This is a genomic window from Brevibacillus sp. AG162 (assembly GCF_006715575.1).
GTDB classification, from domain to species: domain Bacteria; phylum Bacillota; class Bacilli; order Brevibacillales; family Brevibacillaceae; genus Brevibacillus; species Brevibacillus brevis.
On sequence record NZ_VFNO01000002.1, the window covers coordinates 60280 to 84530 of the forward strand.

At 48.2% G+C, this 24251-nt stretch carries 23 protein-coding genes and 1 riboswitch; of the genes, 4 read left to right on the forward strand and 19 right to left on the reverse strand.

What is annotated here, in order from left to right; all coding sequences use genetic code 11:
* Positions 1-119 precede the first annotated feature (119 nt).
* Positions 120-608 (forward strand): HIT family protein, encoded by a 489-nt coding sequence (locus FB479_RS05055; protein ID WP_142063034.1) that lies wholly within the window; start codon positions 120-122, stop codon positions 606-608.
* The gene (locus tag FB479_RS05060; RefSeq protein ID WP_142063036.1) at positions 586-1464 is read left to right on the forward strand and encodes a GNAT family N-acetyltransferase; all 879 of its coding nucleotides are present in this window, start codon (positions 586-588) and stop codon (positions 1462-1464) included. Before FB479_RS05055 ends, FB479_RS05060 begins: the two co-directional genes overlap by 23 nt.
* A gap of 56 nt (positions 1465-1520) precedes the next feature.
* Here FB479_RS05060 and FB479_RS05065 read toward each other — a convergent pair whose 3' ends face one another.
* The 7 genes from FB479_RS05065 to FB479_RS05095 form a co-directional block, all read right to left on the reverse strand.
* Positions 1521-2522, reverse strand: a complete 1002-nt coding sequence (locus tag FB479_RS05065) for a hypothetical protein (protein WP_142063038.1) — start codon at positions 2520-2522, stop codon at positions 1521-1523.
* A complete protein-coding gene (locus tag FB479_RS05070) occupies positions 2492-3040 on the reverse strand; it encodes a sigma-70 family RNA polymerase sigma factor (RefSeq protein WP_106656646.1) in 549 nt (182 codons plus the stop codon). The genes FB479_RS05065 and FB479_RS05070 overlap by 31 nt, the downstream gene beginning before the upstream one ends.
* Before the next feature lie 57 nt (positions 3041-3097).
* On the reverse strand, positions 3098-4111 hold the full coding sequence (locus FB479_RS05075) for a methyltransferase domain-containing protein (protein ID WP_142063041.1): 1014 nt from the start codon (positions 4109-4111) through the stop codon (positions 3098-3100).
* Between the two features lie 207 nt (positions 4112-4318).
* Positions 4319-5131: a heme ABC transporter ATP-binding protein gene (locus tag FB479_RS05080; protein ID WP_142063044.1), complete on the reverse strand. Its 813-nt coding sequence runs from the start codon at positions 5129-5131 to the stop codon at positions 4319-4321.
* Positions 5128-6186, reverse strand: a complete 1059-nt coding sequence (locus FB479_RS05085; protein WP_164724497.1) for a FecCD family ABC transporter permease — start codon at positions 6184-6186, stop codon at positions 5128-5130. Before FB479_RS05085 ends, FB479_RS05080 begins: the two co-directional genes overlap by 4 nt.
* A gap of 24 nt (positions 6187-6210) precedes the next feature.
* Positions 6211-7230: an ABC transporter substrate-binding protein gene (locus FB479_RS05090; protein ID WP_142063045.1), complete on the reverse strand. Its 1020-nt coding sequence runs from the start codon at positions 7228-7230 to the stop codon at positions 6211-6213.
* 170 nt (positions 7231-7400) lie between these two features.
* A riboswitch (cobalamin riboswitch) is annotated at positions 7401-7600 on the reverse strand.
* A gap of 17 nt (positions 7601-7617) precedes the next feature.
* Entirely contained in the window at positions 7618-8709 is a 1092-nt protein-coding gene (locus FB479_RS05095) for a M24 family metallopeptidase (protein WP_255438327.1), read from the reverse strand.
* Between the two features lie 124 nt (positions 8710-8833).
* On the opposite strand from FB479_RS05095, the gene FB479_RS05100 reads away from it, so the two are divergent.
* On the forward strand, positions 8834-9604 hold the full coding sequence (locus tag FB479_RS05100; RefSeq protein WP_106656775.1) for an alpha/beta fold hydrolase: 771 nt from the start codon (positions 8834-8836) through the stop codon (positions 9602-9604).
* Positions 9605-9661: 57 nt separating this feature from the next.
* Here FB479_RS05100 and FB479_RS05105 read toward each other — a convergent pair whose 3' ends face one another.
* The 8 genes from FB479_RS05105 to gpr form a co-directional block, all read right to left on the reverse strand.
* Positions 9662-10567, reverse strand: a complete 906-nt coding sequence (locus FB479_RS05105) for an ABC transporter permease (protein WP_106656650.1) — start codon at positions 10565-10567, stop codon at positions 9662-9664.
* A 16-nt stretch (positions 10568-10583) separates the two neighbouring features.
* Entirely contained in the window at positions 10584-11594 is a 1011-nt protein-coding gene (locus FB479_RS05110; RefSeq protein WP_106656651.1) for an ABC transporter permease, read from the reverse strand.
* 92 nt (positions 11595-11686) lie between these two features.
* Positions 11687-13342, reverse strand: a complete 1656-nt coding sequence (locus FB479_RS05115) for an ABC transporter substrate-binding protein (RefSeq protein WP_106656652.1) — start codon at positions 13340-13342, stop codon at positions 11687-11689.
* A gap of 128 nt (positions 13343-13470) precedes the next feature.
* The gene (locus FB479_RS05120; RefSeq protein ID WP_142063047.1) at positions 13471-14442 is read right to left on the reverse strand and encodes an ABC transporter ATP-binding protein; all 972 of its coding nucleotides are present in this window, start codon (positions 14440-14442) and stop codon (positions 13471-13473) included.
* 18 nt (positions 14443-14460) lie between these two features.
* A complete protein-coding gene (locus tag FB479_RS05125) occupies positions 14461-15429 on the reverse strand; it encodes an ABC transporter ATP-binding protein (protein ID WP_142063049.1) in 969 nt (322 codons plus the stop codon).
* Positions 15430-15734: 305 nt separating this feature from the next.
* On the reverse strand, positions 15735-16043 hold the full coding sequence (locus FB479_RS05130; RefSeq protein ID WP_007727739.1) for a YqxA family protein: 309 nt from the start codon (positions 16041-16043) through the stop codon (positions 15735-15737).
* Positions 16044-16048: 5 nt separating this feature from the next.
* Positions 16049-17227 carry a stage II sporulation protein P gene (gene spoIIP / locus FB479_RS05135; RefSeq protein ID WP_142063051.1) on the reverse strand — a complete coding sequence of 393 codons (1179 nt, stop codon included), beginning with the start codon at positions 17225-17227 and terminating at the stop codon, positions 16049-16051.
* A gap of 140 nt (positions 17228-17367) precedes the next feature.
* The gene (gene gpr, locus FB479_RS05140) at positions 17368-18468 is read right to left on the reverse strand and encodes a GPR endopeptidase (RefSeq protein ID WP_142063054.1); all 1101 of its coding nucleotides are present in this window, start codon (positions 18466-18468) and stop codon (positions 17368-17370) included.
* A 178-nt stretch (positions 18469-18646) separates the two neighbouring features.
* Here gpr and rpsT point away from each other — a divergent pair, with 178 nt between their 5' ends.
* On the forward strand, positions 18647-18922 hold the full coding sequence (gene rpsT, locus FB479_RS05145; protein ID WP_005833151.1) for a 30S ribosomal protein S20: 276 nt from the start codon (positions 18647-18649) through the stop codon (positions 18920-18922).
* Positions 18923-18986: 64 nt separating this feature from the next.
* On the opposite strand, the gene holA is transcribed toward rpsT, so the two are convergent.
* From holA to FB479_RS05165, 4 genes are all read right to left on the reverse strand, one after another.
* Positions 18987-20024: a DNA polymerase III subunit delta gene (gene holA / locus FB479_RS05150; protein WP_142063057.1), complete on the reverse strand. Its 1038-nt coding sequence runs from the start codon at positions 20022-20024 to the stop codon at positions 18987-18989.
* 241 nt (positions 20025-20265) lie between these two features.
* Positions 20266-21129 (reverse strand): anti-sigma factor family protein, encoded by an 864-nt coding sequence (locus FB479_RS05155; protein ID WP_142063060.1) that lies wholly within the window; start codon positions 21127-21129, stop codon positions 20266-20268.
* On the reverse strand, positions 21129-21674 hold the full coding sequence (locus tag FB479_RS05160) for an RNA polymerase sigma factor (RefSeq protein WP_012685711.1): 546 nt from the start codon (positions 21672-21674) through the stop codon (positions 21129-21131). The genes FB479_RS05155 and FB479_RS05160 overlap by 1 nt, the downstream gene beginning before the upstream one ends.
* 53 nt (positions 21675-21727) lie before the next feature.
* On the reverse strand, positions 21728-24139 hold the full coding sequence (locus FB479_RS05165) for a DNA internalization-related competence protein ComEC/Rec2 (RefSeq protein ID WP_142064589.1): 2412 nt from the start codon (positions 24137-24139) through the stop codon (positions 21728-21730).
* Between the last annotated feature and the right edge of the window lie 112 nt (positions 24140-24251).

Sequence of the window (24251 nt, forward strand, 5' to 3'; positions counted from 1 at the left end):
GTAATTATAACAAACCGATGATATAAAGAGCAACCAAAGAGAATCAGGCATTTGCCTCCTTTTTCTCGTATCCAAACTTTTCCTGTGCTAAAGTGGTACATAGATGGAGGTGCCTAGCCATGAATCCACAGAAAGCAGATTGTTTAGGGTGCCGGTTGGCCCATGGAATTGAAGAAGCGCATATCGTCTTTGAAAACGAATGGGTGGCGTGCCTCTTGGATATCGATCCTTTTTCTGAAGGTCATGCGCTCGTCCTCCCGAAGCAGCATCTGGTAGATTGGATAGACTTGGATGAACAAACGATGCAAAAAGTGTGCGAGGTAGTCACATCCCTGTCCCATGCCCTTGCCAAGTTGTACAAGCCCGATGGCATTACCATTTGTCAAAACGGCGGTGCTTTCAACGATTTGACTCATTTCCATGTGCATGTCATCCCAAGATTCCATCATGACGGCTTCGGGTGGAGTGATCCGCTGTACGAGCATGGAGCTGCGAACCGCTTGGCCGCTACACGTAAAAAAGTGGCGGAAGCATTAAACGATTTCTTAGGCGATACCGCCGTGAACACAAAGAAAGAAACGGAGAATGATCAAAGTGAACAGCGTTGACCCTTGCTTGCATTCCTTAACGATATCGGATATTCCCGGACTCATTGCCTTATCTGATTCCGTAGGCTGGGATTACGACGAAGCGGAAATTCGCACAATTCTGTCTATCGGGAGAGTATTCGGTCACAAAGATGCGAGTGGTACCCTACTTTCAAGTACGGCTATTATCCCCTACGAAGACAAGCTTGCCAGCATTGGTATGGTGATTGTCCATCCCTCGTCACAAGGAAAAGGATTTGGCCGCGAGCTCATGAAGGCTTGCATGGCGTCTGTTTCTACGGATACAACGATCATGCTTATTGCGACTCCAGAAGGAGAGCCATTGTACAAAAACCTCGGGTTCGAGACAGTCGATCGTATTCGGAAGTTTATAGCTGAACGCTTTGTACCTAAAGCACCTCTGCCTAACGAAGCCAATGTCGAGTTTGAAATGGTGCCAATGGAGTTAGACGATTTCTCGAGCGTGGTTGAATTGGACAAAGCAGCGCTGGGTAGCAGACGCTCTCATTTTCTCGAGACACGCATGAGACAAGCTAGCACCTGTCTGGTAGCCAAAAATTGCTCAGGCAAGATCATCGGGTATGGCTTCGCTGTTCAAGGCCCGGTCAATCTTATCGCGGGGCCGATTGTCGCAGAAAATGCCGTCATGGCTGAACATATCCTGTACAACCTGACACAACATCATACCGGACGTGTGCGAATAGATGTACCGGATGAGCAAGCAGCGTTTCACACTTATTTGGAGCAAAGCGGCTTCACACAGGTTTCACATCCCCCAGTGATGGTTGCGAATGCTGATAGCCTGCCACGTCGTGATGGGACATACTGGGCGATAGGCGCTCAAATATACGGATAGACATGAAAAGCTAAAACGGACCTTTTTTTAGGCAAAGGTCCGTTTTGTCATTCTTACTATGTTTTTGATCGGTTGTTAACTTGCTCCAGCACTTTAGGTGGAAACAGTTTTTGCAGGCTGCTCTGGTAGTTACTGCCGTCCTCGGGCATTTGGAAGTCAGTTACCCGATAATCCTTCCCATTGTAGACGATTTGAAAGACCATCGGTGCACTGAGTGCGGAAGAATTGTTTCCCGTTATTTTTACCCACGCGTATACCGTTCGTTTCGCAGCATCTGGCGCTTCGACTCCGAGGAGCTCGACATTCATCTCGCGTTGTTTTCCCAGCCACCCCAGCTTACCACTTTCCGTCTCCAAATACTGCTGAATGATAGGGCCGACCAGTTGCCGGTTCGCAGGTGCTATCCCTTTTTTCACCTCGACAAAAACTTGTCCAAGATGTTTGCCTCCTGATCTTGCTTCCAGCTTCCATTTTCCCGGTTCAGGCAACACGATCCCTGATGGAAAATGGCCATCTGCATCGTATAACGGGTCCATAACCTCGTAGCTGCCCAATGACAGACGGGTCCCATCGGTGCTGTAAGCAGCGATCTCTACTTCTTGTGCGTAGTCCCCATTCAATAGCCATATCACACGCTGCGTCTGCCCTTCGTAGAAAGCGCCCTGATCTGTCATGATGCGGACAGGCTTTTCTCCCAAATAAGAAAAGGACTGATTGTCGTAAGTGGAAGACAAAGAAGGCGACACCTTCCACAAATCCGCTTCGACGATTTGGCCCCCTGGCAACAAGGAGGGTACTTGTGTCTCTTGTTGTGAAGGTCTTACCTCGTGCTGTGAAGAATGTCTCTCCTCCTGAATTAGGAGCCCGAACCACAATAGCAAGCCCATCGTCAGCACAACACCCGGCAAGGCTATTTTGCTCCAGCCAACCATCCATCCTGTCCCGGGCCTCACCCTCTGACGCACTCGCTCTTCCATCGATGCAGTGAATTGAACATCACGAAAAATGGTCTGATCTGCCCGTTCCTTTAAGTCCGTGAGCCATCGGTTTTCGTCCATTCCCAGTCCCTCCCCTCTCCCATACTCTGCCGCAGCTGCTGTCTGGCCCTATGCAACCGGGTTCTGACTGTTCCTTCCGTTACCCCTAGTACCTCTGCCACCTCTGTGATGGATAAATCCGCGTAGTAATGAAGGGCAATCACTTGGCGATAGAGCGGAGGAAGCTGCAGCACTTCTGCTACGAGCTGGTCCCTCTCGGCTTGATCGAGCACAAGACTTTCTGTAGAAAGCTCCCCATCCTGTCTAATCCACGAACGGGGAAGGATATGACGGAACGACCAAGAACGCAAATAACCTTTGCATTCATTTACCGCGATTCGATACAACCACGTGTGCACGCTGCTCTCCTGCCGAAAGCGGGGAAGATGCCGATACACCTTGACGAATACATCCTGCGTAATATCCTCTGCCAAGCTGCGATCTTTGACCAAAAAAGTGACGAGTCGAAGCACACGGGTCCCATATTCCCTCATGATTTGTTCAAATGCAGCATCTGTCGTTGGCTGCAATTTTTCCAAGGGCGCGACCTCCTTCACTCGCAATCATAATGGTTAGATGCAGCAGCAGACGTTTTGTTACAAAGTGGGGGAAGAAATTTTTTTCGCAAAAATCGTCCAGCGAGTAGCTCCACCAGGTATCCCGACAGGTTCAGCGAATGGATACCCACCATGCTGCCAACGATCCATATCATAGCCCTCGTCCGCTTGACTTCGTTCGAAGTCTTGCTTGTGGTATACATTCTCTTTGCTATAGGTGACGTGAAAGCCTGATCCTTCCAATAACAGCTCAAGCTCTGTAGGCAAAAGCAACGCCATCTCACGCTCTACGCGATACCTTGGCTGCTCGATCTGATCAAGAAAAGTCTCATAAGTGAGCGTGTAACGGAACTTTTGATCCAAGAGCGAGGTTTCCCCCTCCACCTTTTGATACACCATTCGGTCCGGGAAAACGAATTTGCGTTGCATCGTTGTCCATTGATTTTTTACTGGAGGCAAAAGCAAGTCAATTGCCAATGTTCCGCCCTCCATTATGTAATCGTGAATGACCGAGAGCAATTGACGTTGCTTGTCTCTACAGGTGGCCTGCTGAAAAATCCCTTCCGGAAGAAGCACATGCGTAAATTGCCGATCAAGCTCCATCTCCCACATATTTTGTTCGACCAGCTCCAGCAGTTCTTCTTTCCCTTTTAACATGCGCCGTTTCTTTTTGGTGGCCATCTCCAGCATATCCGGGCTCCAATCTATTCCGCAGACGGACAAGCCATTCCGTGCCAGCTCAATGGCAATTCTCCCTGTTCCAACACCCAGCTCCAGCACGGAGATGGGTGATTGCTCCGCTTCCTGCAACAACCAGTTTCGATAAAAAGCGATGCTGGCCTTCCCGGCAAACTGATCGTAATACGTAGCTTCTACGTTTGTGTACTTCGTTTCAGGAAGCGGCAAGTGCCGTCCTTCCTCGTTCATCCCACAATCGGTACACACAGAACCTGCCAAATGCGGAAAAGGCACCCCGGGCGGGACGCCATTTTTCGTATCACCGAGCCACTCGTCGTAACGGAATTTGCATATTCTGCAACTATAGACAGTCATAATGCTTTAGATACCTCCTGAAGATTGCTTGCTTCCCCCAGAACGCAAGAAAGGGAGCTTGATAGGACTCGGATACTGGCCAAAACGCTCGCCAAATGTATGATAAAAATGATTTGAAATCCAATCCATGTGCCGTCGGCTTAACAAAAAAGGACGCCGCCTAGGCATCCTTCCTATAAAAATCAAAGAATCTCAACTTGCCCCCTATCAGTTGACTCCACTGATTATCTTCTGGTTAGATGGCTTCACACGGATCGCTTCCGAGTAGAAATACACATGTTTTTTGCCTGTAATGGGATGCGTCGTCACTTCTGTCTCTACCCCGAAAACATCCCGAATAAGTTTGGGAGTCAAGACTTCTTCCGGAGTCCCTGATGTAACGATTTCTCCCTCGCAGATCACGTACAGACGATCACAGTACATCGCAGCGATATTGAGATCATGCAACGAGGACAAAACCGTAATTCCCAGCGTTTTGACCAGATCCATTACCTGCAACTGGTATCGAACATCCAAATGATTCGTCGGCTCATCAAGGACAAGGAACTGGGCTTGCTGTACCAAAGCTCTGGCAATCAGCACCCGCTGCTTCTCCCCGCCCGATAAACTGAAAAAGCTGCGATCAGCATATGTATGCATCCCTACCCGCTGTAGTGCCTCTTCGCAAATCTGAACGTCTTCTGCGTTATCGGACTGAAATAGCCGTTTGTGGGGGGCACGTCCCATATTCACGATTTCGGTTACCGAAAAATCGAATTCAACAGAGGACTCCTGCCGCACTGCGGCCATTCGCTGAGCATTTTGGCGTGAGGTTAGCTTGTATAAATCGTCGCCATCGAGCGAGATCCATCCAGAACGCGGCTTCAGTACGCGATAAATGCTCTTTAGCAATGTGGACTTCCCACTGCCATTCGGCCCAATCAGTCCCACAAACTCTCCGGAGCGCACCTCCAGATTTACGTTGCGCAGAATTCCCTTTTTCTCCAGTTCGACCGATATATTCTCAACCAGTAAATTCATCGTCCGCTACCTCCAAAGGAATAAGAACTCCGCAACATCAACCAGATAAAGAATGGACCTCCACACAGCGCTGTCAAAATACCAATCGGCAGTTCTTCCGGCGCAAATGCGAGCCTGGCGACTACATCAACCCAGATTAGAAATATCGCGCCAAACAAAGCACTGACAGGCAGGACACGCCTGTGATCTGATCCGACCATCACACGAACGATATGGGGCATCATTAATCCGACAAAACCAATTGATCCCGCAATGGACACGATCACCCCCGTGAGCAGTGCGGTGATCACCAGGAGAAGCTTGCGGAATTGTACCGTATTCACCCCCAATGTCCCCGCTGACTCCTCGCCCATCAGCATCGCATTGAGCGAGCGGTATTGGGCCATCAAGACGATGAGACAGATGATGACAATCAATGTAGGGATCGTCAGGTACTCCCATTTCCCGCCAGCCAGACTTCCACTTAACCAAAACAGGACCGTACCAATTCCATGCTCATCCGGCGCTGAAAAAACTAGGAGACTGGTAATCGCTGACAAGATCGCAGATATCGCGATTCCGGCCATGAGCAGGCGTACCGTCGAGTTTTGTCCTCCGATACGGGATAGCGTAAAAATGAGAATGATCGACACAAGAGAGCCTGTAAAAGCGCCTAAGGATAGTGCATACTGCCCGTACATGCTGAATGCTCCGAATATAATCACCGAGGTAGCTCCAACCGAAGCACCGGATGATACGCCTAACACGTAGGGGTCAGCCAAGGAGTTACGAACCAATGACTGGATCGCTACCCCCACGACAGACAGACCTGCACCGACGATCGCCCCTAAGAGCACACGCGGAAAGCGAATATCCCAAATAATCGTTTGCTCTCCTTTGGACCAATCCACCTCAATCCATTGGGTAAACATTGGAATTTTCGATAAGGCGATTTTCCATACTGTTGTCGGCTTAATCTCCACTGAGCCCAAGGTAACTGCGAACGTAATCGAGAGGAAAAGTCCGACCAGTAGAGTAATGATGATATAAGGTAACTTAATCTGTTGCAGTGCCATTCCCTCCCTTAAAAGGGGTGTACTCTATTTGAATTTATCCGGGTAGAGCCCTTCTGCCAAAATTTTTAGCGCAATCGGTGCTCGAACGCCTTCAGAAGCCGCAGACAATGGCAATACCATTAGTCGTTGATTTTTAATCGCCGGGATATCCGCCAGTTCTTTTTTGGTCAAAAGGAAATTGCGTTTTTGCTCAACGGTTCTATCACCGTAGTCTACGATGATAATCACGTCTGGATTGCGACTCACTACTTGTTCCCAGCTGACCTCTGCCCAGCCCTTTTGAATGTCATCAAAAATGTTTTTACCGCCAGCAGTCTTGATTAAGGACGTCATGTAGTTGTTGGCTGCTGTGAATGGCTTATCTTCCCCGTTGTCGTACACGAACACTTTAAGCGGCTCATCCACCTTGCCAATTTGGCTAATCGTTTGATCCATTTCGCTCTTCATTTTATTGATCAAATCATTGGCTTTGTCTTCCACACGGAAAATGCGACCAATATTTGTAATGTCCGCAAATACATCGTCAATTGTCGGGCCAGGCATACTAGAAGAGGCTTGCAAATACGATTTGATGCCAACCTTTTCCAAATCCTGCATCGATCCTACACCCTTTTCGCCGAATCCGCTTTTCCATCCAGCGTACACGAAGTCTGGGTTCGCTGCCAGCAGCACTTCTTTCGTAGGATACTTGTCAGACAGTACCGGAACCTTGTCGTAATCTGCTTTTAACTCTGGAAGGATTTCATCGTCGAGGTAAGCGGTTCCGACCATTTTATCAGCCAGTCCCAGTGCCAGCATGATTTCGGTGACGTGTTGGTTCAAAGTCACGGCACGCTCAGGTGCTGTTGGATAGGTCATTTCGATGCCATTATTGGTTAGTGTTACAGGCTTGCTCTCTGTTGCTGGTGCAGCTGCTTGGTTTGTTTTGGCTGGAGCCTGTGTTGTCGACGTGGAGCCGCATGCCGAAACCAAAAGCATAGCAGCTGTCATGATACCGAAAACTAGTCCTTTCCTTACTGTATGTGATTTGTTTGCCTGAAACATCTATAATCCCCTTTTCTGTATGGAAATGATGGGTTGAACCCAAATCCTCCACAAAAAAAGCACCCCCCATTTCAATCGGGAGGTGCATGACAAACGTAGATATAGCTATAAGCAGGCACAAAGGCACCTTTCATAGACTACTTCCACATCTGCCCCATCCTCGTGGGTCGATTGTATATGATCGCATGGCAGGTCTCCTGGCTTACGAATCAGCACGCCCAGCTACCTTCCCATTTTTTGTCTCGCAAAAAACAGTGGCTATTCGCTAGGCGCTCCTCGTTACAGTGGCGGGACCGCGCCGGTTTCTCACCGGACTTCCCTTTTAAGCTGACAGCATATGCCGTCCAGCACCATTCGATACGTATTCAATTTTTACGATTTTTTTCATTAGTTGATAGAAGTCAGTTTTTTTGGGAACTGCGTGAGTATTTCAACGCCCGTTTCCGTAACCAATACATCGTCTTCAATCCGCACGCCACCTACACCCGGCAGATAGATGCCTGGCTCGATCGTAAAGACCATCCCTGGACGAAGCACTTCTTGGTTCTGGCTGTGAACAGACGGATATTCATGTACATCCATCCCAAGTCCATGCCCAAGACGATGCATGAAGTATTCTCCGTAGCCTTTTGCGGTGATGACATCGCGAGCAGTTTTATCCAAATGCGCAAAGGTCACACCCGGACGAATCTCAGCAATTGCCGCTTCGTTGGCAGCCAATACCGTCTCATAAATTTCTTGTAGCTGGGCACTGATCTCGCCTACAGCAAAGGTGCGGGTAATATCGGATACATATCCATTCGCTGCTACCCCGATATCAAACAAAAGCAAGTCGCCTTCTTGTACCTGGCGCGTTCCTGGTTTCCCGTGTGGCAGTGCCGACTTCTCCCCTGCCAATACCATGGACGTAAACGATGGACCTTCCGCACCCAAGCGCTTCATCTGAAATTCCAGCTCAGCTACGATTTCTGTCTCGGTCATGCCTGTCTTGACTTTTTTCAGGGTCTCCCGCAAGGAATCCTCGACCAACTGAACAGCGTGCTTCAAGCGATCCACTTCATCCGCAGATTTGATCAATCGCATTTCACGCAGCGGCTCTTCCACGTCCACATAGCTCGACGCCAGAACAACTTGTCCAAGTGCTTCATAGCGCTCGACAGTCATATGACTTTTCTCAATGCCGAGCTTCGATAAGTTCGCTGGCAACACTTGCTTGAGAATTTCATACGGGTTTTGGATATCCGTATGTGTATGGATATCTTGAACGAATGAAGCCTCAGCCGCTGCCTCACGATCAAGAGCAGGTACAATTAAGGAAGGTTTGCCCTCAGCAGGAATAACGAGACCCATAAAACGTTCATGCGGGTCTGTAAAAAATCCGGTCAAATAGTAAACGTGCTTGGGAGAGGTAATCAACACCGCGTTCAGCTCTTGCTCTGTCAAAAACGTGTGGAGCTTTGAAATGCGCTCTTGAAACAACTTCTTCACCCTGCTTTCACCAATTATTCTATTGCGAGAATACCACTTCCCCATCAAAAAAAGAAGAGTTCAATTGAAAAATCTACTTCGTATCGGACAAGCTAAAGGTGGGGTGAAAAAGAAAATGGAACAAATACTCGTCCATCAGGATGGAAAGCAGTTTGCTTTTCACATATCGGGAAAAGGCACACCGTTATTGTGTATCCATGCACCATGTATCGGCTCTGTCAATTTTGTTTATCAGCAAACACTCACGGATAAGTATCAGCTTATTATCCCTGATTTGCCTGGACATGGCGACAGTTCCCCGATGGAGAAGCCATATACCATTGGAGAATTGACAGAACGGCTCCATAAGCTGATCCCGTCACTCGGCATTGAGCGTCCTTTTATTTTGGGGTACTCCCAAGGTGCTTCTATTGCTCTTGAATATTGTCTTCGATATCCTGATCATGCACAAGGCGGTATACTCGTGAGTGGTTTTTCCGAAGTGAATGACCTGTATTTACATGGACGATTTTGGATGGCACAGGCATTGTCGATGCTTCGCGGAGTCCCTCTTCTTGCCCGTTCGATTGCTTCCTCTCATGTCACTGACCCAGAAATGCGGGAAAAATGGACGGCGCACGCCTCCAAAACAGATCCGACCAGCCTGAAATACCTTTACGCTGCCGGTCATCGTTATCAATGTACGACGCGTCTGAGTAACATCCAGGTTCCAATTTTACTTGCCTATGGGAAACAAGATCAACGGATGCACCATTATGCGCAGATGCTTACTATGAAATTGCCAAAAGCAAAACTCGAGATGATCCCAAACGTGAAGCATCAAGTCATCTCAAAAGCTGCCCCCACTTTCAATCAGTTGTGCCGTACCTTCATGGAAGAAGGATAAATAAGAAAAGACAGAAGGACGGACACACCCATCCCCTTCTGTCTTTTTGCAATTTGATTAGCTCTTCATCCGCGGGTCGAGTGCATCGCGCAAGCCGTCCCCAATCAAGTTAAAGCCGAGAACTGTCAGCATGATAGAGAGCCCCGGAAAAATAACAGTCCATGGTGCTTTCTGAATGTACTGACGTGAATCAGCGAGCATTTTTCCCCATTCCGGTTCTGGCGCTTGTGCTCCCAGTCCGAGAAAGCCAAGTGCAGCTGCCTCGATAATCGCTGTAGCGATTCCCATCGTCCCGGTCACAATGATTGGTGCGAGGCTGTTCGGCAAAATATGCTGCATGATAATTCGGGAGTTTTTCATCCCGATTGCCCGTGCGGCCATGACGAACTCTTCTTCCTTCAAGCTCAAAACGCGCGCGCGTACCAAGCGACCAAATGTCGGAATGTTAATAATCGCAATCGCAATCAAGGCGTTTTGCAAGGAAGGCCCCAAGATGGCAACAACGGCAATCGCCAGAAGAATGCTTGGAAAGGCAAGCATAATATCAAAGAGACGCGAAATGATCGTATCGATCCATCTGCCATAATATCCTGCCAAAAGACCGAGCAAGGTCCCTGCGAGAACGGAGCCAATAACAGAGAACGTCCCTACCCACAAAGAGATTTGTGCCCCATAAATAACGCGACTAAACACATCGCGTCCATTGTAATCTGTTCCAAACCAATGCTCTTCAGAAGGTGGCTTGTTTTTCATCACGAGTTTGCCTTCGTCGTACGGATACGGAGCAATCCATGGAGCTAGTACCGCCACAACAATGAAAAACAAAATAATCCCGAAGCCCACCAGCGCCAGCTTGTTTTTTCGTAGCGTCCTCCATGCATCCTTCCAAGGAGAGACTACTTCTTCTTGCTTCACTTTTAAAGGTACTACCTGATCTTGTGGTTGTAATTGTGGTTGTGCCATGTCTCTTCGTCCCTCCTTAGCGATATTTGATACGCGGATCAATATAGGCGTACAGAAGGTCGACCAAGAGATTGATCAGGACGAAAATCGTCGCGATCACAAGGATACCGGATTGGATAACCGGATAGTCACGGTTTCCAATGGCGGTCACAATATAACGACCGACACCTGGCCATCCGAAGATCGTCTCTGTCAAAACTGCTCCACCCAGCAGCAACCCTGTTTGCAAACCAATTACCGTCAAGACAGGGATCATCGCATTTTTCAGCGCATGCTTGTACACGACCCAAAACTGTGTCAGCCCTTTTGCACGAGCGGTTCTAACATAGTCTGCACGCATGACTTCCAGCATACTCGAACGAGTGATGCGTGCTATGATCGCCATCGGGATCGTACCTAACGCGATGCCTGGCAGGATCAAATGCTTGATGACTTCCCATAGCTGATCCCAACGACCGGCGATCATCGTATCCAGTATATAAAAGTACGTAATGGCCTCTACGGGATTACGCGAATTGTCACGACCAACTGATGGCAGCCATTTCAGTTCTTGGGCAAACACCCATTGCTCCATCAAACCTAGCCAAAAAATCGGCATGGATACACCAACCAAAGCGATCAACATCGCACAGTAGTCAAACCAGGAGTTTTGCTTCCACGCAGAAAGAATCCCTGCATTTACACCGATAAACACTGCAATCAGCATGCTCACAATTGTAAGTTCAGTCGTCGCCGCCAAATAAGGCATGATTTCATCTGAAATCGGCGCATTCGTTTGCAATGATTCCCCAAGATTTCCGCTCAAAATATTTTTCATATAATCAAAATACTGTATGTACCACGGATTATTCAAACCCAATGCCTCTCGTATGTCTGCAATCGCTTGTGGTGTCGCCTTTTCTCCCAAAATCGTTAAAGCCGGATCACCAGGGATGGCACGAATAATGGAAAAAACGATGATTGACATGCCCACTAAGACAGGAATGAGCATTAAAATTCTTCGAATGCTGTAAGCTAGCAATGCCATCTCCTCGCCTTCCTGCATAAAATAATCGCTAAATAATGAAAGGAGGGTAAGAAGAGGTATGCACTCCTCTTACCCTTTACTTATGAATCAACTTACTTGAAATCTACCTTTTCCAAACTTTCAGACCCTTTTGGGTGCGGGTTGTAGTCTACGATATTCGCTTTTCCTGCCAATGCTGGTGTAGAGTGTGCCAGCGGAACCATTGGCACGTCTTTGAAGATGATCTCCTGTACTTGTTTGTACAGTTTATCGCGCTCTGCTTGGTCTGGAGTGGATTGTGCTTTCATCATCAATTGATGTGCTTCTTCGTTTGCCCAGCGTGTATAGTTGTTGCTGCCGATGCTGTTTTTGTCGAGCAAGACAGCCAAGAAGTTATCAGGGTCGCCATTGTCACCTGTCCAACCAAGCATGAACATTTCTTGCTCACCCAAGCGAGTCTTTTCCAAATACGTTGCCCATTCCATCGTCACGATCTCAGCATCTACCCCGATTTTCTTCAGGTCTTGCTGGATTGCCTCTGCAATCTTCACACCTTCAGGCATGTATGGACGCGGTACTGGCATTGCCCAGAACTTGATTTTGAAACCGTTTGGATGTCCTGCTTCTGCAAGCAATTGTTTTGCTTTATCGAGGTTGAACTCACGATCTTTAATATCGTTGTTATGTCCCCACATGGTCTTTGGCATTGGGTTGACTGCTGGTTCTCCAACGCCATCGAAGAAGGCCGTTACGATTTCAGGTTTGTTAATGGCATAAGCAATGGCTTCACGAACTTTTGGATTGTCGAGTGGCTTCTTCTCTACGTTAAAGCCAATGTAACCAATGTTATTGGTAGGACGGAGGAATAGTTGCAGGTCTTTGTTGTCTTTTACTGCTGGGATATCATCTGTGTTCAGACCATCCATCAAATCGATCTCACCTGATGCCAAAGCAGTCAGACGCGCCGTATTTTCTGGAATGACCTTGAATACCAATTTATCCAATTTCGGGAACCCTTTGTTCCAGTAATCAGGGTTTTTCTCGAGAGTGATGGTGTCGTTGCGCTTCCACTCAACGAATTTGAATGGTCCTGTACCAATTGGGTGCTCATTGAACTTTTTAACATCCTTTTTCAATGCTTCAGGCGAACCGATTGCAAAAGGAGACATCGCCAGGTTAGCAAGGAATGGAGCGAGTGGACGAGTCAGTGTGAATTTTACAGTCGTTGGATCGACTGCTTCCACGGATTTGATAACGTGGGTCGCGTCACCCTTGTAACCACCAAATTGGCTCACGTAGTACTCGAAGCCCTCTGGCGAATGCTGTGGATGGCTCTTGTCGCTCCAGCGCTCAAAGTTGTATTTGACCGCTTCAGCATTGAAATCAGTACCGTCGTGGAACTTAACACCAGATTTCAGTGTCAGCGTATAAACAAGACCATCAGGAGATACTTCCCACTTGTCAGCCAACGATGGAGCGAGCTCTGTTGAGCCATCCGCGAAGCCAATCAATGTATCCATAATGTTCTCTGTTACTTTGAATGTCTCACCATCTGTTTGCGTGATTGGGTCAAGCCCTTTTGTGTCTGCACCGCGACCGATGATTAATTGCTTCGGTCCAGTTTTTGCAGGCTCAGCTGCAGGTGCCGGAGTTTCTGTCTTTGGTTGTTCTGCCGGCGCTTGTGTTGTAGGAGTGCTAGAGCATCCAGCAATCAGCATGGCCAGCGCCACTAGGCTGGTCATGGTTGCGGAGAGAACTCTCTTTTTCATGAAAACATCCCCCTTTTTCCAAATAATGGTCGCATGTTCCTTTTTGGTAGATGGTCGATCAATACCTCCTGCTTTGCATCCCCCCTTTACAAGACTTCCTATTCGGCAGGCAGACTCCCTTTTGTCGATTAGGACTTGTATAAGTGACAAGCAACAAAGTGACCGTCGCCTGTGTCCGCAAATTCTGGTCGCACAGTACGACACTCCTCTGTCACATGGGGACACCTCGTATGGAATGTACAGCCACTTGGAGGTTTTGCAGGGCTCGGCACATCTCCCTGGAGAATAACTCTTTCTCGTACCGCATCAGGGTCTGGCGAAGGTACCGCCGACAGTAGTGCTTTTGTATACGGATGGAGCGGATTGGAATACAGTTGGCTACTCGTCGTCAGCTCGACAATTCTGCCAAGGTACATCACGCCTACCCGATCACTGATGTGACGCACTACACTTAAATCGTGGGCAATGAACAAGTATGTAAGGCCGAATTCGCGCTGCAAATCCTGCATAAGATTGAGCACCTGCGACTGAATGGACACGTCCAGTGCAGATACAGGCTCATCTGCAACGATCAATTTGGGCTTGAGCATCAGTGCTCTCGCAATGCCGATCCGCTGCCTTTGTCCTCCGCTGAATTGATGCGGATAGCGGCTCGCGTGATAGCTGCTCAGACCAACGATCTCCAGCATTTCCTGCACGCGCTTTTTTCGCTCTGCCGAAGAACCCAAACCATGTACAATCAAAGGCTCTTCCAAAATTTTCTCAATATTATGTCTAGGGTTGAGCGAAGCAAACGGGTCCTGAAAGACAATTTGCATGTCACGTCTCATCTTTCTCATTGCATCAGTAGAAAGCGACATGACATTTGTCCCGTCAAAGTTGATTTCACCGGAGGTCGGTTCAATCAGTCGCAGCAAGGAACGTCCCGTCGTAGACTTTCCACAGCCGCTCTCACCTACCAGCCCCAAAGTTTCTCCACTCTTAACGGTAAACGATACATCATCTACCGCCTTTACTACACCTACTTCCCCTCCAAGAACACCGCCTGTGATTGGGTAGTATTTTTTCAAGTTTTTTACGATCAGAAGATCTTCTGCCACCTGCATGCTCCTCTCGGGTTATTCGGTCAGCCAGCAGCGGGAAAGATGATTGTCCCCTACCATTTTTAATTCTGGCATCTCACTGCGGCATCGGTCTGATACTTTATCGCATCTGGGTGCAAAACGGCATCCGACAGTAAGCGAACCCGGGATCGGGACGTTGCCTGGAATCGAATAGAGACGCTCCTGTGATCCTTCCAGCTTCGGCAGCGAATTCAACAAGCCGATCGTATAAGGATGCTTCGGACTTTTTAAGATCGTACGGACATCGCCTTGTTCAATTACGTTGCCCGCGTACATCACCACGACGCGGTGACACATTTCCGCGACGACCCCAAGATCGTGGGTAATGAGGAGAATGGCTGTGTCTGCTTCCCGATTGAGTTGACGCATCAGGTCCAAAATCTGCGCTTGAATCGTCACGTCGAGCGCAGTAGTAGGCTCGTCTGCAATCAAAAGCGCTGGATTGCAAGCCATTGCCATCGCAATCATGACACGCTGCCGCATGCCCCCGGAAAGCTGGTGCGGATATTCATCGACGATCGCTTCCGCTCGAGGAATTCCGACTTTTTTCAACATCTCAATAGCACGTGCTCTTGCGTCCTTTTTGCTCGCCTTCGTATGTAATCGGACTGATTCTCCTATCTGGTCTCCAATCGTAAACACCGGATTTAAAGACGTCATCGGCTCCTGAAAGATCATCGCAATTTCATTCCCGCGGATGTCTCTCATACGCTTTTCGTCGACAGATACGAGGTCCTCCCCCTTGAATTTAATCGAGCCTCCCACGATTCTCCCTGGGGGATTGGGTACTAGCTTCATAACGGAAAGGGAGGTAACGCTCTTTCCGCAGCCGGATTCGCCTACGATACCGACTACTTCTCCTTTTTGTACCGTGATCGTCACGCCATCAACGGCAGGGATTTGGCCGCGGTCCGTGAAAAAGTGCGTTTGCAGGTTTTCGATTTGTAGGACAGGATGTGACACGTGGCTCACCTCTCTCACCGATATATACTTCCAAAATAGACCTGTCAGTAGACATTATGACATTTATTCAATTTTTTCGCAACACAATAAATTCGAACTATTATACCTTTACTGACTAAATAGAATATTCAACTCGTGTTTTAAAATTCATTTTATGATAGCCCTTTCATTGTTGATGTAGCCTCACTTGCACTGTCTACGCATATCGAATGAAGGATCTGTGGTCGCATGCAAAAGACCCGCCTGTACGGGTCTTTTGTCACTGGGGCTTTCTGCACCCCTTCTTTTTGCGCGTAAACCATTTTTCACGGTTCAAAAAAACTCCCTACCCAATCGACAAAACTCTGCGCCCCACTTTTAATGCTTCCCCCCAAAGTCAAACCGATCCGACTGACGTAGTTGACCATTTCCTTCGGGTTGGCAGTCTGAACCTGCTTGCCCATTACCGCGATCTCTACTTGCCCTTGGTCCACTTTTTTGATGGAAAAGGTTTGCGCCTGCCCCTCAGGCACTCCACTCACCTTGGATATTCCACGCTCAGCCGTTTGCAATCCCAAAACTACCCCGACCAGCAAGATGATTAACAGTCCAGTCAGCTTCATCGTCACGTTCATGCCCGTCACCTCTTTGCAGGCTCGTCAGAAACTGTTTTGCCTACTTTTTCAGCTTGCTGATAATAGGCTGCGAAAACATCAGCCAATGCTTCTGCTGTATTCATGCTTTCCTGCACGCTGTTTTCCGTACCACCTATTTCTATTAACAGACTTCCCGGGGAGAGGGACTGATTATACTCGCCATGATCCGTTTTTGCGCCTTTTTCCATCACGCCACGCGAAAGCTCTGGGTACATTTTTTCCATCAACTCATGAAGTTCCGTCGCAAATGCTTCATTTTTCTCGTAGCTTTTGTTTCTTTTTCCGATGACGAACAATACTCTTCCATACGTTTTTCCTTTGATCGTGACCGTCGTACGCTCTCGTGGCGCTGTGTCTCGATGCAGATCGAAAAAGTAGTACAGTTCCTTATTTTTCTCCGTTGCCGCTTTGACCACTTGCAAAGATTCCGCGTAGGAGAAGGAGTAATGCATTTTTTTGTTCAACAGCTGCTGATAGATGTCGTCGTTACTCACATCTGAACCAATTCCTCTGTCATTCAACGCTTCTGCTAAATGCTTGCTGATTAACGATATATTTCTCGTAGGATGATCAACGGAGGTTCCCACTGGCTTCGTCTCACTAAACCACGATTCCCGATTGTGCGAGTTGTAGACGTACACGATTTTTTTACCGTTCGTGATTGAATTAGGCACAGGAGTTGGCTTCGTTTCGCCTGACTTCGTGGTATCCTCCGGTTTTGGTTCTACGATTGGAACTACTTGCGATTGATCCGCTACCTGTCTCGGATGGGCGGGATACTCCACATAAAAATCTGCGAGAGAAGCTCCTTTTCCCTGCACGACGAACCTGGCATCCTCTGTCGTTACCATTCCCGGAAGCTCCCTGCCCAGCAAGCTGCGCAAGTCTCCCGGCTGTATATTGGTTGCCAAGCGAAAGAGAAAACCCGTTACGCTATTCGTGCGATCATCAGCCTGTGCTTGCACCGTTTCGGACAAAACCGGAATTTCCTGCCCCATCCACCCCAAAATTGCCAGACTGGAAATATGAGAAGCGGCCTGTTGTATAGCGGAGGAAGAAATTGCGATTCGGTTTCCGCCTAGCGAAAGTACCCCTGTCATGACAAACAGGAAGGCGGTTATAAAGGAAAGAACAACGAATTGGCGTTGAATGAGGGTCGCCATCTGTCTCACTCCTCTAGCTGTAGCATGGTTGCACGTTGGGAGAACTTCCCCTCGCGCTTGTCTATGCTTTAGCTTATGAGGCTCATAGAGACGATAGAACCCTTTTCTAGCTTTTCTCTCTCACTCTAGCTTTTCACGACTTAGTGGGTATACGAGCCGCTATTTTCTTCATTCACCGCACTGTGCAAGGCGCGATTCAGACCTGTTGCAATCACATTCGCCACACCTTCAATAAAATCGTCCACTTCTTTTGGAGTGACGACGAGATCCTGTCCCAGCGGTCGGAGAACTTCATGAATCAATTGCCGTTTCTCTTCTTCCGGCAGTGAACCTACCAATCCCATAAATGTCTTGCGGGATTCCAGGTCAGGCAAATCCTCTTCCGTATACGGTTCCTTACGCTCTGGCAACGTACTCAATGCCAGTTTGTTAAACGCCCGCTTTCTCTCCACCATCGATTGTCCAAAATGCCCCAGCAAGTACGTAATCGCATCGTTTACAATCGTGGAGGCAAAAACGACCGTAGGCACTCCTATCGCAATCACAGGCACACCAAGTGTCGCCTGATCAATCGCTTTGCGCTTGTTGCCAACCCCTGATCCGGGATGAATCCCTGTATCCGATATTTGAATCGTCGTGTTGACCCGGTGAAGAGCGCGGGACGCAAGAGCATCGATACAGATGACAAAATCGGGTTTGCTTTTTTCCACGACACCAAATATGATCTCACTCGTTTCTATGCCTGTAATCCCTAGAACACCCGGTGATAGCGCACTGACTTCCCGATACCCTTCTCCGACGGTTTCAGGCGCCAGTGTGTACAGATGACGTGTAATCAGCAAATTTTCCACAACCATCGGTCCCAGCGCATCCGGGGTGACATTCCAGTTGCCGAGACCAACGACCAGAGCCTTTTTGTCCTCGGTGATTCCCAGCTGCTTGAGAAACATCGCAAATTCGACGGAGAATCGCTTGGCCACCTGCTCCTCGATCGATGTATCATTATCCCGCAGCTTAGGTACTTCAATCGTCAGGTAATGCCCCGGGAGCTTGCCGATTTCCTTCCCAGCTTTCTCTGTTTCCACATGCAATCTCGTTACTTTCACATTGGGCTCGCTGTCGTCAGCTTGCAGCCAAATGCCCTCAATACTGCTCTGGTTTTGCTGCTGGGCAAGCTCGTGGGCCTCCAAGGCAAGATCCGTTCGAATGGAATAACCCGACAAATCAATGTTATGTGCCATGTTTATCAGCTCCTTTGATCCGAAGTGAAAAAAGTACTAACCATTTTGTTCCTGCTACTAGCTTGCTTGAATCCTTCATTTTTATTCCGAATCCTTTCTTGCAAATGGGTTCGCCCCATGCTAGAATTACTTTGTTGTATGACTGTATGTCTATGGTCGTATTAAGGAGGTGACACACATGCCAAACATTAAATCCGCGATTAAACGCACCAAAACAATCGAAAAGCGTCGCGCACACCGTGCTTCTCAAAAGTCTGATCTGCGCACTTCCATCAAGAGCTTTGAGAAAGCTGTCGCTGCTTCCGATGTAGCATTGGCGAAATCTACTCTTCTGGTGGCTGTGAAAAAGCTGGACAAGGCCGCTTCGAAAGGTCTCATTCATAAAAACGCAGCAAACCGTCAAAAGTCTCGTTTGATGAAAAAGCTTAACGTTCTGAGCGCTCCTGTAGCGTAAGAGACCAAGCGCAAAAAAACCCCGTGAACATCTTGTTCTAGGGGTTTTTTTACTGTGAAAAACGTCACGACCGTTTTGTTCGTTCGTCATGTGCACGTGCAATAAATAATTCGAGGGCGAGACGCTTGTCCACTTGCCCTGACTTCATTCGAAAATCTTCTTCCGCCAGAATGCCCAACAGCTTTTTCAACGACTCCTCGGAAAAATGACGCGCTTGCTCCATGGCTTTTTTCACCGCGTAAGGATGCATTTTAATCATGCCTGCCATCTGTTGCTGTGAATAACCACGCGGAGCCAATTGCTTGACATGCAACAGCATGCGGAACTGCCTCGCCAAGAGAGCCAGCAGCTTGATCGGCTCCTCTCCTGTTTTCATGCAGTCGTACATCATCCTGAGTGCCCTGTCCAATCTCCCCGAAGCGACCTGTTCAATCAGCGCGAACACATCCTGCTCCAGCGTACGTGCTCCTAGCTGCTCTATGACAACGTCCGTGATGCTTTCACCCACCCCGACAAACAGAGCCATCTTTTCGATTTCCTTGTCCAGAAGACGCAGCTCGGCTCCCACACGCTCCACCAGCTTCATGGCTTGCTGACGATCGATTTTCGCCTCGTATTTACCCGCTTGCCGCTCTACCCAGCCGTACAAATCTCCGTCTTTTAGCAACGGAAAAGGGATCACTTTCGCTTTTTGCTGCAGCGTTTTGACCAGCTTTTTTCGTTCATCGAGCTTGTCAGCTTCTGTATGTAGGATAAGTGTGGTGTAGGGAGGCGGATTTTGCAAATAATCGAGCAGGGCATCTGGGTCGCTTTCTACCTTAGTCGAAGGTTTACTTCCTGTTAAAAAGTAGGCTTGTCTGGCAATCACCAATCGATGCTCACCCATAAACGGCAAGGTTTCCGCATCCTGCAGGATTTCACTCAATCCTGTTTCGGTACAATCATACACACTCATATTCAAATCCATAAATTCTGGATCAATCATTTCTTTTCGAGACAACGCCAAAAAATCTTCGGCCAGAAAAGACTCCGGACCGTATAAGACGTAGATCGGCGAGAATTGTTTTTGCCTTATTTCGCGAATAGCCGATAGGAGTGGCATACGTCTTCTCCCCTTTCCTTCTTCTTACCTGCGTTATTATAGCACATGTTGATCAGAACAAAGCGAAAAAAAACCGCCACCAGTGAATCGGTAGCGGTTTTTTCATCCGTTGGCACCTCTATGTAAACGTTTAGGGAAAAGCCCCGGGATTCCTCCTCCCCAAACGGTAAGCAGGGGGTGCTTGATAATGTACTATACGCAAAATCCCCGCAAGCGGTGCCGGTCCATACGTGGAAAAAAGTTAGTCATTATCATCTTTATCTTTTTTCTTCTCTTTATTTTTTCCCTTGTCTTTCTCCTCTTGCTTGTCCCCGCCGTCGTCCTTATCGTCATTAGCAGGTTCTTTGTCTTCTCTGTCCGGATTCTCTTCCAGTCCGATCGGCCATACCGGTGGCTTATCATCGGTAATTACTGGCGTTGGAGGTGCAGGTTTCTTTTGTGGTGGTGGCGTCGGATTCGTTTTCTTCGGAGGCGGTGTTTTCTTTTGAACGTTCTTTGCTGGTGGCTTTTTACTCTTGGTATGAGTAGTTGTTCCAGCAGACTTTTTTGTCTTGTCCTCTTCCTCTTTTGAATTCGATGGGATTGGATTATTGCTTGGAGGAGTAGGATCTTCTGGCCCAAGAGTTTTGGGTTGTTCCACGACCGCTGGTGTCATGTCCGTTCCGTTCTGGAACGAATCGACTTCTTGCTTCTTACCATCACCGCTAGAAAACAGCATGCCAACCAATAAGCTGGCAGCGACGGCCGTACTACCAAGACTCGCCATCCACACTTTCATCCGCTTCCACTTTTTTGATTCCGGCAGCGAAGACGTCTCGCGCTTAACTTCCAGAGTGGGCAGGATTTCCTCGTTCACCGTAGATTTCACCGCAGCAGGCTTTGCAGCGGCTGATTCCAGCTTGGGCAGGATCGAATCTACGATGCTGAACGGAGGTACGACAGGGGGCAGATGTTCTAACTGTTGTGACACATCTTTCAAACGGTTGTACATAAGCTGCAGATCAGCATCTTTCTGAATCAAACGATGGAGCAATTGCTGCTCTGACTCCAAGAGATCTCCATCCAGATCCCGCTGCATGAGTTCAAAAATCTCTTCGTTGGTCATCAACCGATCCCCCCTTTCTGGTAGTCGTACAACAGCTCCTGTAACTGTTGCCTAGCCCGAAATAAATACGACTTTACCGTGTTAAGCGGCAAATCTAGTGCCTCCGCTATTTCTTGATAGGACAAATCCTCTAGATAGCGGAGTACTACAACCATCCGGTATTGCTTTGGCAATCTTCCGATGGCTTCCTGGATGTCATTCGACAGCCCGGTGAGAAGGATTTCTTCTTCTACGTTGTTACGATCAGGAATGATCAACTCGTGCTCGTCAATTGAGACCGTTTCCTTCTTCGCGCGAAATTTATCCATACAGACGTTGCTGACAATGCGTTGTACCCAGGTAGAGAACTTTGCTTTTTCCTGATAGGTGTCCAACTTTCGATAAATTCGAATGAGGACTTCCTGGGAGGCATCAAGCGCGTCTTGTTCGTTCCCTAGAATATAATAAGCGCTTCGGTAAACGGAGGTCTCAATAGATCGAAGCAGTTCGACTAGCGCGTCATGATCCCCGGATTGCGCCATCCTGATCAACTCTGCTTCATGCATATTCACTTCTCCCCCCTACAGACGGTTCGCTCATTGAAAAAGTTGCAAACAGATTATGTATCCAATATTTGGGCCTGCCAATATAATCCCGCAGGTGTAATCACCAGCGTAATCGCTCCATGAGCATCAGTCCTGTACACGGCGGAACCCGATTTTTTTAAGCGATGCAGTACTTCGGACGATGGATGCCCGTACCGATTTTTCACCCCGGCAGAGATGACAGCAACTTTTGGTGCTGTGACTGCAAGGAGCTCTTCGGTACTCGAGGTATTGCTGCCATGATGGGCTACTTTCAAAACATCCACAGAAGTCAAACCGTTTTGAACAAGCTGACTTTCCCCATCCTTTTCAATGTCACCCGTAAACAATACAGTCTTGTTGAAAGCAGTAAGCTGAAGTACTACGGATGCATCATTTCCTGAGAAGGTCGATTCACCCGATCCACCCGGGTGCAGCCACTTCCACTCGATTCCCGGCCCATCTGACCATGATTGCCCCGGGATCCCGGTTAAAATCGGAACTCCTTCTTGTTGGAAAAGCTGGACAATCTCGCTCTCCAATTTGGAAGGTGCTGTTCCATTCACCAATACCTCGCCAAAAGAAAAATGAGGAACAAGCGCTTTTAAACCCCCGATGTGATCCAAATCGCCATGCGTCATGACGACACGGTCGATTTTCTCGATTCCTCTGGCCATCAGAAACGGCAGAACGACATCTTTCCCCACCTCAAAAGGGTCACGTTTTTCCATCCATGGTTCAGCAGCTGGGAACCGCATTGTCCCACCCGCATCCATTAAGTATACCTTCTGATCACCAATTTCGACAACGATGGAATCCCCTTGTCCGACATCAAGGAAGGTAATTCGCACTTCTTCGACTCCAGAAAACGGCTGTCTGGCCGCGACAATGAACAAGAGAAATATAACGAAAGAAAGCATTATATCACGCTTTCGATGATAGCCCAACTTCCATGAAATGGGCAGGACACCTAAAAAGCAGGTATACAAAACAAGCCACCACCAAGAAGGATGCGGCCAATAGGTGAAGGGAAGCCTCATTTTTTCAATAGCAAACAGCGGGAGATGAATCCATTTCAGCATAGCTGTCGATACCCAAACAGGGATCACGGCCAAAAACGGATGGACAAAGTCGAGAACTACTGCGATATACCCGAACGGTAGCGCCATAGCCGAGAGAATCGGTGTCACTACCAAATTGACCAGCCAAGACACAGGTGAAAACAAATGAAAATGGTAGATGAGAAACGGAAAAGAAACGAGCTGAGCTGACAAAGTAACCGCCACAAGTGTACGAATCCAGACGGGTACCCGAACAAACACATGCAAGCTGTATGGCACAAAAATAATCAGACCAAGTGTGACCGCAAAGGAAAGCTGAAAACCGACATGCCACAGCTGATACGGATTTGCCACCAGCATCAGAATGAGTGCGCCTGCCCAGACGTCCTTGCCGTCCAACCTCTTTCCAAATACCTGACAGAGAAGCCCCACACTCCCCATCAATCCAGATCGGATTGCGGACGCGCTGGCTCCCACCAAAAGCACATACCCGAACAAGAACAAAATCGTTACGACAAATGCCAGTCTGCGTCTGATTCCAATCCGTTCTAAACACCACATAAACATGGAGCTGACCAATGTCACATGCAAACCGGAAATCGCGAGGATATGACTTAAGCCCAAATTCGAATACATCGCCGCAAGCTCAGGGTTCACCTCTTGTCCAAGGCCAAGCAGCAACGACTTCATGTAACCCGCTGTCTCTGGATCTGTAAATAATGTTTCAATTCGCTTGGCACCCGAGTCCTGCCATTCTTGAAAGCTCGCCGTCACCGAAAAAACAGGTGTCATATCAACCGCTTGATAGCTTGTTTCCCCTGTGACATGGACACCTTGCCAATACAAATAACTGGCGTAGTCGAAGGCATGAGGATTGCGCACAGTAACTGGCAAGGATAGTCGGATCGGAGCCACAATAACACTGCCACGCCTCCACTGCTCTATTTGTGATGCTTCCTGGAAAGAAGCAAGTTTAACACGAAGCGCGATTTTTTCGAGAGACTGATGCTCTTTCTGATCACGCTGATTTTCACCCCATGATGTGATCGTGACAAAAAATCGTGCTACATCGCCGTCCCGTCTAACGGGTGAATCAATGACACCTTCTATCCAGACCCTCTGCTCCCTTTCTGCCAATGGTTTCACTTCAGAGCTGTGGAGATTCTCGTACCCATAAAAAAAGAGACCTGCTAGAATAGAAATCAGTGAGTAGCATGCAACGTATTTGCGGTATGGTAACGGGATACATGCAACGAGTGCCCATGATACGCCTGCAGCCAAAAGCAGCCAAGCAGGATGCAAATAGGCGGACAGAATGAGGCCGATCATCATCGCTAGGCTTGCTATCCATACTGACACTGCAATCCCCCCGTCCTGTTCTTTCATGAACCGTTTTGTCGAACGATTCACAGACTCCTAAGGGAGTATATCTAACTGAATGGGGACAAAAATAGAAAAGAAGAAAGGCTAATTCCCTTGTAGAATCAGCGTTTTGCAG

What these genes read in the sequence shown, in the direction of transcription:
- gpr (WP_142063054.1), bottom strand. Translation starts at nt 18,468, where the DNA reads ATGGCACATAACATTGATTTGTCGGGTTATTCCATTCGAACGGATCTT.
- FB479_RS05060 (WP_142063036.1), top strand. Translation starts at nt 586, where the DNA reads ATGATCAAAGTGAACAGCGTTGACCCTTGCTTGCATTCCTTAACGATA.
- FB479_RS05110 (WP_106656651.1), bottom strand. Translation starts at nt 11,594, where the DNA reads ATGGCATTGCTAGCTTACAGCATTCGAAGAATTTTAATGCTCATTCCT.
- FB479_RS05055 (WP_142063034.1), top strand. Translation starts at nt 120, where the DNA reads ATGAATCCACAGAAAGCAGATTGTTTAGGGTGCCGGTTGGCCCATGGA.
- FB479_RS05075 (WP_142063041.1), bottom strand. Translation starts at nt 4,111, where the DNA reads ATGACTGTCTATAGTTGCAGAATATGCAAATTCCGTTACGACGAGTGG.
- FB479_RS05100 (WP_106656775.1), top strand. Translation starts at nt 8,834, where the DNA reads ATGGAACAAATACTCGTCCATCAGGATGGAAAGCAGTTTGCTTTTCAC.
- holA (WP_142063057.1), bottom strand. Translation starts at nt 20,024, where the DNA reads ATGCCACTCCTATCGGCTATTCGCGAAATAAGGCAAAAACAATTCTCG.
- FB479_RS05115 (WP_106656652.1), bottom strand. Translation starts at nt 13,342, where the DNA reads ATGAAAAAGAGAGTTCTCTCCGCAACCATGACCAGCCTAGTGGCGCTG.
- FB479_RS05105 (WP_106656650.1), bottom strand. Translation starts at nt 10,567, where the DNA reads ATGGCACAACCACAATTACAACCACAAGATCAGGTAGTACCTTTAAAA.
- FB479_RS05080 (WP_142063044.1), bottom strand. Translation starts at nt 5,131, where the DNA reads ATGAATTTACTGGTTGAGAATATATCGGTCGAACTGGAGAAAAAGGGA.
- FB479_RS05165 (WP_142064589.1), bottom strand. Translation starts at nt 24,139, where the DNA reads ATGAAAGAACAGGACGGGGGGATTGCAGTGTCAGTATGGATAGCAAGC.
- FB479_RS05160 (WP_012685711.1), bottom strand. Translation starts at nt 21,674, where the DNA reads ATGCATGAAGCAGAGTTGATCAGGATGGCGCAATCCGGGGATCATGAC.
- rpsT (WP_005833151.1), top strand. Translation starts at nt 18,647, where the DNA reads ATGCCAAACATTAAATCCGCGATTAAACGCACCAAAACAATCGAAAAG.
- FB479_RS05130 (WP_007727739.1), bottom strand. Translation starts at nt 16,043, where the DNA reads ATGAACGTGACGATGAAGCTGACTGGACTGTTAATCATCTTGCTGGTC.
- FB479_RS05090 (WP_142063045.1), bottom strand. Translation starts at nt 7,230, where the DNA reads ATGTTTCAGGCAAACAAATCACATACAGTAAGGAAAGGACTAGTTTTC.
- FB479_RS05065 (WP_142063038.1), bottom strand. Translation starts at nt 2,522, where the DNA reads ATGGACGAAAACCGATGGCTCACGGACTTAAAGGAACGGGCAGATCAG.
- spoIIP (WP_142063051.1), bottom strand. Translation starts at nt 17,227, where the DNA reads ATGGCGACCCTCATTCAACGCCAATTCGTTGTTCTTTCCTTTATAACC.
- FB479_RS05155 (WP_142063060.1), bottom strand. Translation starts at nt 21,129, where the DNA reads ATGACCAACGAAGAGATTTTTGAACTCATGCAGCGGGATCTGGATGGA.
- FB479_RS05085 (WP_164724497.1), bottom strand. Translation starts at nt 6,186, where the DNA reads ATGGCACTGCAACAGATTAAGTTACCTTATATCATCATTACTCTACTG.